Source organism: Kitasatospora sp. NPDC002040 (genome assembly GCF_040296785.1).
Classification (GTDB): Bacteria; Actinomycetota; Actinomycetes; order Streptomycetales; family Streptomycetaceae; genus Kitasatospora.
In genome coordinates this window covers 955,491-967,494 of record NZ_JBEOXV010000002.1, presented here as the reverse complement: position 1 = coordinate 967,494, position 12,004 = coordinate 955,491, and the positions used below count along the sequence as shown (strand labels likewise).

General features: G+C 73.1%; 14 protein-coding genes. 9 read left to right on the top strand and 5 right to left on the bottom strand.

The features are described from left to right. Nucleotides 1-56: 56 nt before the first annotated feature. Nucleotides 57-1,052, bottom strand: coding sequence for a helix-turn-helix domain-containing protein (locus ABT118_RS09640; protein ID WP_350646183.1), 996 nt, complete (start codon nucleotides 1,050-1,052; stop codon nucleotides 57-59). A 242-nt stretch (nucleotides 1,053-1,294) separates the two neighbouring features. On the opposite strand from ABT118_RS09640, the gene ABT118_RS09635 reads away from it, so the two are divergent. Next, on the top strand, nucleotides 1,295-2,788 hold the full coding sequence (locus ABT118_RS09635) for a PP2C family protein-serine/threonine phosphatase (protein ID WP_350646182.1): 1,494 nt from the start codon (nucleotides 1,295-1,297) through the stop codon (nucleotides 2,786-2,788). 8 nt (nucleotides 2,789-2,796) lie between these two features. Here the strand turns inward: ABT118_RS09635 and ABT118_RS09630 are convergent, their stop codons facing one another. Continuing rightward, a complete protein-coding gene (locus ABT118_RS09630) occupies nucleotides 2,797-3,657 on the bottom strand; it encodes an EamA family transporter (protein WP_350646181.1) in 861 nt (286 codons plus the stop codon). Between the two features lie 122 nt (nucleotides 3,658-3,779). Between ABT118_RS09630 and ABT118_RS09625 the strand changes: the two genes are divergently transcribed. Beyond that, nucleotides 3,780-4,355: a cupin domain-containing protein gene (locus ABT118_RS09625; RefSeq protein WP_350646180.1), complete on the top strand. Its 576-nt coding sequence runs from the start codon at nucleotides 3,780-3,782 to the stop codon at nucleotides 4,353-4,355. A gap of 7 nt (nucleotides 4,356-4,362) precedes the next feature. On the opposite strand, the gene ABT118_RS09620 is transcribed toward ABT118_RS09625, so the two are convergent. Together ABT118_RS09620 and rpmG are read right to left on the bottom strand one after the other, a co-directional pair. Then, nucleotides 4,363-4,611, bottom strand: coding sequence for a type B 50S ribosomal protein L31 (locus ABT118_RS09620; RefSeq protein ID WP_350646179.1), 249 nt, complete (start codon nucleotides 4,609-4,611; stop codon nucleotides 4,363-4,365). Nucleotides 4,612-4,636: 25 nt separating this feature from the next. Continuing rightward, nucleotides 4,637-4,801 (bottom strand): 50S ribosomal protein L33, encoded by a 165-nt coding sequence (gene rpmG, locus ABT118_RS09615; RefSeq protein WP_350646178.1) that lies wholly within the window; start codon nucleotides 4,799-4,801, stop codon nucleotides 4,637-4,639. 179 nt (nucleotides 4,802-4,980) lie between these two features. Here rpmG and ABT118_RS09610 point away from each other — a divergent pair, with 179 nt between their 5' ends. The 5 genes from ABT118_RS09610 to ABT118_RS09590 all read left to right on the top strand — a co-directional run bounded on the left by ABT118_RS09610 (nucleotide 4,981) and on the right by ABT118_RS09590 (nucleotide 9,102). After that, nucleotides 4,981-6,093 (top strand): M24 family metallopeptidase, encoded by a 1,113-nt coding sequence (locus ABT118_RS09610; protein ID WP_350646177.1) that lies wholly within the window; start codon nucleotides 4,981-4,983, stop codon nucleotides 6,091-6,093. A gap of 70 nt (nucleotides 6,094-6,163) precedes the next feature. Next, nucleotides 6,164-6,727: an elongation factor P gene (efp, locus tag ABT118_RS09605; protein WP_350646176.1), complete on the top strand. Its 564-nt coding sequence runs from the start codon at nucleotides 6,164-6,166 to the stop codon at nucleotides 6,725-6,727. A 2-nt stretch (nucleotides 6,728-6,729) separates the two neighbouring features. Beyond that, nucleotides 6,730-7,170, top strand: a complete 441-nt coding sequence (gene nusB, locus ABT118_RS09600; protein WP_057228136.1) for a transcription antitermination factor NusB — start codon at nucleotides 6,730-6,732, stop codon at nucleotides 7,168-7,170. Between the two features lie 131 nt (nucleotides 7,171-7,301). Further along, nucleotides 7,302-8,123, top strand: coding sequence for a thioesterase family protein (locus ABT118_RS09595; protein ID WP_350646175.1), 822 nt, complete (start codon nucleotides 7,302-7,304; stop codon nucleotides 8,121-8,123). 112 nt (nucleotides 8,124-8,235) lie between these two features. Next, nucleotides 8,236-9,102, top strand: a complete 867-nt coding sequence (locus ABT118_RS09590) for a DUF8829 domain-containing protein (RefSeq protein ID WP_350646174.1) — start codon at nucleotides 8,236-8,238, stop codon at nucleotides 9,100-9,102. Nucleotides 9,103-9,193: 91 nt separating this feature from the next. Here the strand turns inward: ABT118_RS09590 and bldD are convergent, their stop codons facing one another. Next, nucleotides 9,194-9,697: a transcriptional regulator BldD gene (bldD, locus tag ABT118_RS09585; protein ID WP_350646173.1), complete on the bottom strand. Its 504-nt coding sequence runs from the start codon at nucleotides 9,695-9,697 to the stop codon at nucleotides 9,194-9,196. Nucleotides 9,698-10,006: 309 nt separating this feature from the next. On the opposite strand from bldD, the gene pyrR reads away from it, so the two are divergent. Continuing rightward, the gene (gene pyrR / locus ABT118_RS09580; RefSeq protein WP_350646172.1) at nucleotides 10,007-10,615 is read left to right on the top strand and encodes a bifunctional pyr operon transcriptional regulator/uracil phosphoribosyltransferase PyrR; all 609 of its coding nucleotides are present in this window, start codon (nucleotides 10,007-10,009) and stop codon (nucleotides 10,613-10,615) included. 66 nt (nucleotides 10,616-10,681) lie between these two features. After that, nucleotides 10,682-11,986 (top strand): dihydroorotase, encoded by a 1,305-nt coding sequence (locus ABT118_RS09575; protein WP_350646171.1) that lies wholly within the window; start codon nucleotides 10,682-10,684, stop codon nucleotides 11,984-11,986. Nucleotides 11,987-12,004: the final 18 nt, after the last annotated feature.

Here is a 12,004-nt window from a genome sequence, read left to right as displayed (position 1 = left end):
GGGGTCCGGCCGCGGCCCGGCACGACGGGCCGCGGCCGGACCCCGGCCCGGGTGGATCAGCCGCCCAGGGTCTCCTGGATCGCGGCCGCGTCCTTGCTCCAGACGAACGACTCCGGCTCCTCCGCGCCGAGGGTGCCGGTCCAGGCCCGCACCTGCTGCTCCAGTGCGGTGTCGGTGACGCGCTGGGCGGCCAGCCAGCGGGCGGCCAGCTCGGTCCAGGCCGAGCCGGTGCCGGTGAAGTGCAGCTGGAAGCGCGGGTGCGCGAGCAGCCAGTTCTTCACCGTCGGCGCCTTGTGGGTGGCGTAGCTGTCGCAGATCAGGTGGACCTGGAGGCCGGCCGGGACGGTGGCGTCGAGACCCTCCAGGAACTTGCGGAACTCCACCGCGCGGTGCCGGCGGTGCAGCGAGCCCACGACCTGACCGTCGGTCAGCTCGAGCGCCTCGGCCAGGCCCCGGTCGGGGTTGCCCGCGAAGCCGGTGGCGCTGTGCCGGTTGTCGTCCACGCAGACCACCAGGGCCCGCTCCGGCGGGGCGAGGTAGAGGCCGACCACGTCGTGGGCCCGGCCCAGCGCGAGCGGGTCGGTGGCCAGCGTGACGGCCTCGGTCCGCAGCGGGGCCAGGTCGAAGGCGCGCCAGACCTTGGCCACGGTCTGCTGCGACACCCCGGCCCGCTCGGACAGCTCACGGGCCGACCACTGGGTGCCGAGCCGGGGCTTGCGGCTCAGCGTCTCGGCGATCACCTTGGCGATCTGCTCGTCCGTCATGGTCCGCGGGCCGCCGGAGCGGAGCTCCTCGGAGAGCCCGGCGAGGCGCTCGGTGAGGAAGCGCTTGCGCCACTTGTTGACCGAGTCGCGGGAGGCGTTCAGCACCGTCAGCACGGTGTCCACCGGCACCGGCGCCGCCTTCTTGCCCTGCCCGGCGGAGGCGAGCACGATCTTGGCCCGCATCCCCATCGCGGTGGGCCGCTGCGCCAGCCCCTCCAGTGCGGAGCGCTCGGCGGCGGTCAGGTCGAACGAGGTGGTCTTGGAAACGGTGCGTACGGTGCGTGCCATCCCCCGATCCTCCCATGCATCGGGTTCCGCTCCTGACGCCCTGCGGTGCAGGCAGCCGGGGTGCGGCCGGTCCGCCCGGCAGGATCGGGGCCCTGGTTCAGGACCTTGGGCCCGCCCCATCGGGTGTCCGGCGACCGACCCTGGAAGACAGGCGGGGAAGCTGCCGGCCCGCCGGGGCCGTGGCGTCCGAACAGCTGAGGAGAACCCGACCGATGATCCGAGTCACGCGTACGGTCCGACGGGTGCTGGGGCGACCCACGCCGTGCAAGCTGCTCTGGACCGGTCTGGGGTCGGCGATGGCGATCGCGGCGGCCACCGCACCGGGCGCGGTGGAGGCGAGTGCGGACGGCCATCGGGCGGTGACCACGTTCGACAACAACCTCCATCCGGCCGACACGGCCCTGCGGGAGCTGGTGGCGGCGGTGACGGTCGGCTGTGCGGCGCCGCCCGGTCACCCGGGCCCGCAGGGTGCCCGGTTCGCGGTCCGCCCGCTGCTGGCCGCCGATCTGGCCACCGACCGGATGGCGGTGATCCGGTCCGCCGCCCGTGACGTGCCGTCACTTGCCGCGCCGGTCGCCGAACTGGAGCGCGAACTGGCGGTCTGGCGGTCCGGGACGGCCGGGCCGGGGCCCCGGTGGACCGGGAGCACGCCGGTCCGGACGGATGCGCTGCTGGCCGGTGCGGACCGGCTGGCCGTCGCCGTCGACCACGAGTACCGGACCGTCCGGGCCCATGCCTCCCGGGCCCGGGTGCTGATGGGGCTGCACCTGCTGGCCGGGGCGGTCGCCCTGTTCGTGCTGCTGGTCGCGCTGACGGCGGTGGTGTGGCGGCGGTTCGTGGTCCCGCTGTCCGGGCTGGAACGCGGTCTGCGAGCCGTGGCCACCGGCGGCCAGGACCGGCTCCCGGCCGCGCCGAGCAGCTGGCTGGCCCGTACCTACGCCGAGGCCGACCGGGTCCGGCTCCAGCTCAAGGAGCAGCGCTGGGCCGCCCGGCGGGACCGGGAGGCGCTGGAGAGCGACGGCCCGGCCTCGGTGGGGCTGCGGCAGCTCCTCACCGTCACCGAGCGGCCGGGACCGGGCGTCCGGACCCACGGGGACACGGTGGCCGCCGAGGGGCTGATCGCCGGTGACTTCCTCGACACCGTCGCGCTGCCCGGGGGCGCGACCGCCCTGCTGCAGGGCGACATCTCCGGGCACGGAGTGCCGGCCGGGCTGCTCGCCGCGCAGGTCAAGTGCGCCGCACTGGCCGCGCTCCGGCTGGGCCGGGGCCCGGCGGTGGCCGTCCAGGCGGGGTGGTCGGCGCTGGCCCGGGAGGACGAGCGGTTCGCGACGCTGGCCGTGGTCGTCCTCGATCCGGCCTCGGACACGCTGAGCTGGCTCAACGCGGGCCACGAGGAACCGTTCCTGCGGCGCGCCTCCGGCGAGGTCGAACGGCTGGCCGGCACCGGGCCGCTGGTGAGCTCGCTGGTCGAGGACCCGGCCGCCGCCTGGTCCGTCCGGACCACCGCCTTCGCCCCCGGCGACCTGGTGGTGCTCTGCACCGACGGCCTCACCGAAGCCCGCAACGAGGCGGGGGAGGAGCTCGGCGCGGCGGCGGTGGAGGCGGTGCTGCGCTGCCCGGCCGCCGATCCGGCCGCCGTGGTGCGGGCGCTGTACCTGGCCGCCGAGGCGCACGGGTGCGACTGGCAGCGGGACGACGTCACCATCCTGGCCGCCGACCGCCCGCTGGGCGGATGATCTGGAGGTCAGCCCGCCGCGAGCAGCAGGGTCCCGGCCACGGCCAGTCCGGCGCCGACCACCTGGACGCCCCGCAGCCGCTCCTTGAGCAGGCCGCGTGCCATCAGCGCGGTCACGACGGGGAAGAGCGAGGCGAGCACCGAGGCGACCGTCGCCGAACCGCTGTGCCAGGCCGCGGCGTACGCGCCGTTGGCAGCCACGTCGGCCAGGCCGACCGCGGTGAGCGGGAGCAGGCCCTGCCGGACGCGGGCCAGGTCGGCGGCCGGGCGGCCGGCGGGCAGCCGACGGTACGTCAGCACCAGGGCGGCGCCGCCGACCGCGGTGTTGCAGACCCGCTGGACGCAGAGCACCAGCAGCAGGCCGCCACCGGTCGAGGCGTGCGCGATCAGCGCCATCACCGCACCGAAGCCGAAGGCCGCCCCGACGGTCAGCGCCAGCACCCGCCCGGTGGCGGCCGGGCCGCCGCGCTGCGGGCCGCCCGCGAGCACCACCCCGAGCACGGCGACGGCGACCCCCGCCAGCTGGACGGCGCCGGGCCGTTCGCCCAGCAGCAGCCCGACCCCGACCGGCACCGCCACCCCGACGGTGGCCAGCGGCGAGACCACGCCCATCGGCCCGAGGGCCAGCGCCCGGTAGAAGGCGAGCATGGCGAACGGGCCGATCACCCCGGCGGCGACGGCGTACCAGAGCCGAGGGGAGGCGTCGGCCAGGGCGCCGGTGGCGAGCACCGCGACCACCAGCGCGGCAGCGGCGACCAGCTGGGAGGCGACCACCACGGTGAGCGCGGGCAGCCGCCGGGTGAGGGCGCCGCCGCCGAAGTCGGCCGCGCCCCAGAGCAGGCTGGCGGTGAGCGCGAGCAGGGCGGTCATGAGACGGTGGAGTTCTGGAACAGCATGCTGCACCTCACGGTTCAGTGGAGTGGACCGGATGCAGCGTAGTTCACGATAGTGAACTCTTGGGAACATTATTTTCGACTGGCTAGGATGCCCACGTGCCGGACCCCGACGTCATCTCCCAGGCCCTCGCCCGCAACCTGAAGCGGCTGCGCACCGAGCGCGGGCACACCCTCGACGCGCTGTCCGCCCGCTCGGGCGTCAGCCGGGGCATGATCGTCCAGATCGAGCAGGTCAGGACCAACCCGAGCGTCGGCATCGTGGTCCGGCTGGCCGACGCGCTGGGCGTGAGCATCGCCCGGCTGCTCGACTACGACGACACCTCGGTGGTGAAGATCGTGGCCGCCGACCAGGCGGTGCCGCTCTGGTCCAGCCCGATCGGCGGCCGGGGCGTACTGCTGAACGGCACCGAGGCCCCCGGCCCGCTGGAGCTCTGGCAGTGGGACATGCTGCCGGGCGACTCGCACACCTCCGACGCGCACCCGGCGGGCACCGTCGAGCTGGCCCGGGTGGACCAGGGCGAGCTGACCCTGCTGCTGGACGGCCGCGAGCACACGGTGCCGGCCGGCTCCACCGCCTCGTACGAGGCCGCCCACCCGCACGGCTACCGCAACGACGGCACCGAGCCGCTGCGCTTCACGCTGGTGGTCTCGGTGCCGCCGCCCGCCCGCTGACCGGGCGTCACTTCGTAGTGCCGTACCGGCGCTCGAACAGCTCGACCCGGCCTGCGGTGTCGAGCACCCGGGACTTGCCGGTGTGGAACGGGTGGCTCGCGGATGAGACCTCCACGTCCACCACGGGGTAGCTGCGGCCGTCCTCCCACTCGACGGTCCGCGAGCTGGTCAGGGTCGACCTGGTCAGGAAGGCCAGGCCGCCCGCCTTGTCGCGGAAGACGACCGGGCGGTAGGCGGGGTGGACGGTGGGCTTCATGGCGGGACTCCTTCGGGGTGGGGGCTCAGCGCTCTTCGCGGAACGGGACGTGCTGCCGCGCGACCGGGTCGTACTTGCGCAGGGCCAGCCGGTCCGGGTCGTTGCGGCGGTTCTTCCGGGTCACGTACGTCCAGCCGGTGCCGGCGGTCGACCGCAGTCTCACGACCGGGCGCAGTTCGTTGCGGGCCATCCGGAGTCCTCCTCGGTGGGGGTTCGCCACGACTGTAGCGAAATGGAAACCATTTTCAAAGAGCTTAACGCCGGTCCGCCCGGCCCCATTCCCGGCCTCGGGCCCGCCACTCCCCGGGCCCCGGCTCTGCTGGGTGCGCTCGGGAGGCGGGCCGGGCCGGGGGTTCTTAGGCTCGGGGCATGGTTGAGGCATACGCGGCACGGCGGGAACGGCTCAGGGAACACTGCAGTGCCTCCGGGGTGGATGCCGCGCTGGTGACCCGGCCGGCGAACGTCCGGTACCTCACCGGCTGCGCCCCCTGCGGGGCCACCCTGCTGCTCACCCGGGAGCGCGCCGTCCTGGCGCTCCCCGACGACCTGCCCCCGGACGACTCCGGCGAGCACCTGATCCCGGACGACCCCGAACTGGCCCAGCTTCCGGTGTCGGCCGGCTCCGACACCGCGCTGGCCGCCGCCGACGCGGCGTCCCGGCTGCGGGTGCGGGACCTCGCGGTGGAGGAGCACGACCTGACGGTCAGTCGGCACCGGGCGGTGGGCGGCCTGGCCGAGGGGGTCAACCTGACCGACCTGGCCCAGGCCGTCGAACTGCTGCGCGTGGTCAAGGACGAGCACGAGATCGCGGACCTGCGGATCGCCGCCGAGATCGCCGACCAGGCGCTCGGCGAGCTGCTGGAGTCGATCCTGGTCGGCCGGACCGAGCGCCATCTGGCGATGGAGCTGGAGCGCCGGATGATCGACCACGGCGCGGACCGGGCCGCCTTCCCGGTCTCGGTCGGCACCGGCAGCCACTCCGGCCAGGAGTTCCACCTGCCCACCGACCGCCGGGTGGAGGAGGGCGACTTCCTGACCGTGGTGCTCGGTGCGCAGTACCGCGGGTACGGCGTGTCCACCGCCCGGACCTTCGTGATCGGGGCGGCCCCGGCCCCCTGGCAGGTCGAGCTGCACCGGCTGGTGTTCCGCGCCCAGCGGGCCGCCCGGGAGGCGCTCGGCCCCGGTGTCCCGCAGCACGCACCGGACCAGGCGGCCCGCGAGATCCTCCTGTCCGGAGGCCACTCGGGGAGCTCGACACACCCGCTCGGCCACGGCATCGGTCTGGAGATCCGGGAGGCGCCGCGTCTCGGGCCCGCGGACATGGGTAAACTGGACAATCGCGTGCCGGTCACCGTCGGTCCAGGGGTGCACATCCCCGGGAAGGGCGGCGTCCGGATCGAGGACACGCTCGTGGTGCGCCCCCTCGAAGAGGGCGGGCCCGAGCTGCTCACCATCACCACCAAGGAGCTCCTCGCGCTGTAGCCGCCCCGGTGGCTGCGGTCCCGCCAATCCCTTGGTTCCTTGACAGCTATATCCAGGAGTTAGTGCGCCCGTGGCTTCCACGAACGATCTCAAGAACGGCATGGTCCTCAAGCTGGACGGCGGCAAGCTGTGGTCCGTCGTCGAGTTCCAGCACGTCAAGCCCGGTAAGGGCCCGGCCTTCGTGCGCACGAAGCTCAAGGAGGTCCTGACCGGCAAGGTCGTCGACAAGACCTTCAACGCCGGTACCAAGGTGGAGACCGCCAGCGTCGACAAGCGTGGGATGCAGTTCTCCTACAAGGACGGCGAGCAGTTCGTGTTCATGGACACGGACACCTACGACCAGATCATGGTCGACCCGAAGGTCGTCGGCGACGCCGCCGACTACCTGCTCGAGGGCTTCGAGGCCCTGGTCGCGATGTACGAGGGCTCGGCCATCTACATCGAGCTCCCGGCCTCGGTCGAGCTGGTCATCTCGCACACCGAGCCCGGCGTGCAGGGCGACCGCTCCACCGGTGGCTCCAAGCCGGCCACCCTGGAGACCGGCGCCGAGATCGCCGTGCCGCTCTTCATCGTCACCGGTGAGAAGATCAAGGTCGACACCCGCGACGGCAGCTACCTGGGTCGGGTCAAGTAAACGTGTCAGCTGCGCGCACCAAGGCCCGGACCCGGGCCTTCCAGATCCTCTTCGAGGCCGACCACCGTGGTGTCGACCCGCAGCGGGTGCTCGCCGACTGGATCGCGCGCTCGCGCGAGCCCAAGCCGGACGAGGGCATCCCGCAGGTGGCCGAGTACACCATGCAGCTGATCGAGGGATACGTCCAGCACGCCAGGAAGATCGACGACCTGATCTCCACCTACGCGGTGGGCTGGACCCTGGACCGGATGCCGATCGCGGACCGCAACGTCCTGCGCCTCGGCACCTACGAGCTGATCTGGGAGGACGGCGTCCCGGACGCGGTCGTCCTGGACGAGGCCGTCGAGATCGCCAAGGAGTACTCCACGGACGACTCCCCGGCCTTCGTGAACGGTCTGCTCGCCCGCTTCCTGGAGCTGAAGCCGACCATCCGTCGCGACTGACGCCCGTCGGAGATGCCGCCGCCCCTGGTATGGGGCGGCGGCATTTTCGTGTTCCGCCCGATGCGGGCGACGGCGTATGTTTGGCTACCGACGGGTAACTCTTCTTCTTCGGCGAGAGGGCGGCTCCACCCATGACCACCGCGATACGCAGCGAGTTCGACCAGGGCATCGCCCTGGACCAGGAGGGCCCCGGCCGCTACCGGGCCGAGCTCGGCGAGGGCTGGCAGATCGGCGGCGGCGTCAACGGCGGCCTGCTGCTCGCCCTGGCGGGCCACGCCCTGTCGAAGGAGCACCCCGAGCACCCGGACCCGCTCTCGGTCAGCGGCTACTACCTCTCGGCCTCCCACCCCGGCCCGGTGGAGGTGCGGACGGAGTCGATCAGGAACGGCCGCTCGCTCTCGACCGGCACGGCCTCGCTGATCCAGGACGGCGAGGAGCGGCTGCGGGTGCTCGCCACGTACGGGGACCTGGACGCGCGGGCCGGGGAGGTGCACACCAGCGCGGTGCCGTTCGAGCTGCCGCCGCCGGAGCAGTGCATCGGTGTCGAGCACGCGCCCAAGGTGTTGATCGAGCAGGCCGCGCTGCTGGAGCGGTTCGACCTGCGGCTGGACCCGGCCACGATCGGCTGGGCGCTCGGGGAGCCGTCCCGGAACGGGCGGATCCAGGGCTGGTTCCGGCTCGCGGACGGGCGGGAGCCCGATCCGCTGCTGCTCCTGCTGGTCGCGGACGCGCTGCCGCCGGTGACCTTCGACCTCGGCCTGCCGGGCTGGGCACCGACCATCGAACTGACGGTCCACCTCCGGGCCCGCCCCGCCCCCGGCTGGCTCCGGGTCAGCCACGCCACCCGCAACCTGGCCGGCGGGTACTTCGAGGAGGACGCCGAGGTCTGGGACTCGGCCGGGCGGCTGGTGGCGCAGTCCCGGCAGCTGGCCCGCGCTCCGCGCCAGTCCTGAGCGCCCGTGCACGTTCACGTTCAGTTACAGGGCTGTGACACCTGGTGCGTGTGCGACCTCGGTGGACGGGGAGGTAGAGGGGCAAGCACCCCTCCACCCACAGGAGCCTCCGATGAGCCGCAACGGTCGCACCCCCCGTACCTCCCGCTGCACCGCCGCCAACCGGCAGGCCCGGCAGGAGGAGCAGGCGTTCGTCACGGGCATCCTGACCAGCCGGGCGGACTTCGAGCGGGCGCGGCAGTGGCAGCTGGCCGAGGCGGCCGACTACGACAGCTACCTGCTGGACACGGCGGTGCTGCTGGACGAGGCACGGCGGACGTTCGGGCTGGTGCAGGCGCGGATGTTCCACCCGGAGGACTTCGCGGACTTCTGCCTGCTGCACGGGCTCGACCCGGCCGAGCCGGGCTCGCGGGACCGGTACCTGGTGAACCCGCGGCTGCAGACCCAGCTGCTGCCGTACCAGGGCGAGGAGCTGACGGGGGACTTCATCCCCCGTCTGGTCCGGGCCAGGGAGAGCGGTCTGACGCTGCGCCACGCGGACCTGCTGGTGGACGGCGGGCTGTTCGAGCCGGACGAGGAGACCGACCCGGCGGTGAAGCGGGCGTACCAGACGGCGGCGGAGCTGTTCCGGCGGATGCTGGTGGGCGCCGGGGCCGGGACGTACCAGTTCTGGTGCGCGGTGGAGGGCCCCGGCGGGCGGCTGGCCGCGGACGCCCGGATCCTGCACTGGGAGGACGGGGTGGTGCGGATCAACGACGAGGACCTCGACCTGGTGGTCGCGGTGCTCTGCGCCGGGCTCTACCGGGAGCTGCCGGGGGCGGCGCTGCTGCACGGGCTGCAGGGTTCGGCCGGTGCCTGCGGGGAGTACCGGCAGGTGGCGTGGGCGTGGCAGAGCACCGGGGCCGGGTACCGGCCGGTGACGGCGCGGCTGGAGGGCGTCGAGGCCGGGCCGGGCTTCAGCCTCGGCTCGGTCTGCTGATGGGCGGGTGCGCCGAAGGGAAGTGCACGACGGCGGGGTGGGCGACACCGGTCGCCCATCCCGCCGTGACGTTTCTGCACCTGGCGTCAGGTCAGTTGGCGTCCTCGTCCCGCACCGCGCGGCGCGCGTCGGGGTTCAGCACGCCCCAGCTGATCAGCTGCTCGGTGAGGATCGAGGGGGACTGGTCGTAGATCACGGCCAGGGTGCGGAGGTCGTCCTGGCGGATCGACAGCACCTTGCCGTTGTAGTCCCCGCGCTGGCTCTGGATGGTGGCCGCATAGCGCTGGAGCGGGCCGGCCTTCTCGGACGGCACCTGGGTCAGTCTCTCCAGGTCGAGCACCAGGCGCGGCGGCGGCTCGGCCGCGCCACCGGGCGTACCGCCGGGGAGCAGCTCCTGCACCGGCACGCCGTAGAACTCGGCCAGCTCGGCCAGGCGCTGCACCGTGACCGCGCGGTCCCCGCGCTCGTACGAGCCGACCACGACGGCCTTCCAGCGCCCCTGGGACTTCTCCTCGACGCCGTGCAGGGAGAGCCCCTGCTGAGTGCGGATCGCCCGGAGCTTGGCCCCGAGCTGCTTCGCGTAGTCGCTGGACATTGGTCTCCCCGGACGAGATTGCTTCGCGTTGAGTGAGCCACGAGCAGGCGGGTGGTTCGATCGCGCTTTCCGGCCGCGGTACCGGTTCGGTTCGGCGGCCGTCTCGTAACTCACTGTGAGGTTACGTAGAGTGAGGTAGTTGCGTCAAGCCGAATGGGGCAGTCGTGCGAACGACACCCAGCAGGTCGGGGCGGCGGGAGGCGGTGATCGCGCTGTTAGGATGACGGTGGCTTCCGGCGCGACCGGGCGCCGTCCCAAGACATCCTTTAAGGCCCGTCCAGTGAGGCGGGGAAGGAGGTCGGCTTCGGCATGACCACACGCATTGACACCGCGCGTCCACCTCATCAGGTGCTGGACGCCACCGACGTGGCCCGGGTGATCACCCGGATCGCACACGAGATCGTCGAGCGCGCCAAGGGCGCGGAGGACGTCGTGCTGCTCGGCATCCACACCCGTGGAGTCCACCTCGCCCGTCGGCTGCACGCCAAGCTGGCGCAGATCACCGGTCGCGACATACCCCTCGGCACCCTGGACATCACGATGTACCGGGACGACCTCCAGCTGAAGCCGGCCCGCGCGGCCGAGCACACCGAGATCCCGCCCGGCGGGGTCGAGGGCAAGCTGGTCATCCTGGTCGACGACGTGCTGTTCTCCGGCCGCACCATCCGGGCCGCGCTCGACGCGCTCAGCGACATCGGCCGCCCGCGCGCCGTGCAGCTGGCCGTGCTGGTCGACCGAGGCCACCGCGAACTGCCGATCCGGGCCGACTACGTGGGCAAGAACCTGCCGACCTCGCTGCGCGAGGCGGTCCAGGTGCAGCTCTCCGACGTGGACGGCCGGGACGCCGTGCTGGTCGGGGACCGCGACTACGCGGCCCGGTCCTCGCAGGCACTCGCCACCCAGCGCCCCGGGGAGTAGCGGCCGCGGCGCGAAGCGCCCGACCGCGATGCCCGGCACCCACGTACCGAACCCCGGAGTACAGCTGTGACCAGCTATCTGATCCGCAACGCCCAGATCCTCGGCGGCGCCGCGCAGGACCTGTTCCTCGCCGACGGCGTCATCCAGGACATCGGCACCGGCCTGACCGTCGAGGCCGACATCGACATCGACGCGCACGGCCTGATCGTGCTGCCCGGCCTGGTGGACCTGCACACCCACCTGCGCCAGCCCGGCAAGGAGGACGCCGAGACCGTCCTGACCGGCACCCAGGCCGCCGCCATGGGCGGCTACACCGCCGTGCACGCGATGGCCAACACCACCCCGACCGCCGACACGCCCGCCGTGGTCGAGCAGGTCTGGCAGCTCGGCCGGGAGTCCGGCTACTGCGACGTGCACCCGGTCGGTGCCGTCACGGTCGGCCTGGACGGCAAGGAGCTGGCCGACCTGGACGGCATGCACCGTTCGGCCGCCGCCGTCCGGGTGTTCTCGGACGACGGCAAGTGCGTGGACGACGCCGCGCTGATGCGGGCCGCGCTGGAGTACGCGAAGAGCGTCGACGGCGTGGTGGCCCAGCACGCGCAGGAGCCCCGGCTGACCGAGGGCGCCCAGATGAACGAGGGCACCGTCTCCGCCGACCTCGGCCTGCCGGGCTGGCCGGCCGTGGCGGAGGAGGCGATCATCGCCCGCGACGTGCTGCTGGCCTCGCACCTCGGCGCCCGGCTGCACGTCTGCCACCTGTCCACCAAGGGCTCGGTGGAGATCGTCCGCTGGGCCAAGTCCCGCGGCTGGGACGTCACCGCCGAGGTGACGCCGCACCACCTGCTGCTCACCGACGAGCTGGTCCGCAGCAGCGACCCGGTCTTCAAGGTGAACCCGCCGCTGCGCACCGAGGAGGACGTGCTGGCGCTGCGCGAGGCGCTGGCCGACGGCACCATCGACGCCGTCGCCACCGACCACGCGCCGCACCCGGACGCCGACAAGGACTGCGCCTGGGCGGTCGCCGCGATGGGCATGATCGGTCTGGAGACCGCGCTCTCGGTGGTGCAGCAGACCATGGTCGAGACCGGCCTGCTGAACTGGGAGGGCGTCGCGGACCGGATGTCGCACCGCCCGGCCCGGATCGGCCGTCTCACCGGCCAGGGCCGGTCCGTCTCGGTCGGTGAGCCCGCGAACCTGGTGCTGTTCGATCCCGCGTACCGTGGGACCGTGACTGCCGAGACCTTCGCCACCCGTAGCCGGAACACCCCCTTCAAGGGCCTTGAGCTGCCAGGACGGGTGCACGCCACCTTCCTGCGCGGCGAGGCCACGGTGCTCGCGGGCGAGCTCGTCCGCCAGGGCGGTTCGGAGTGATCGCGCAGGAGCAGGCGA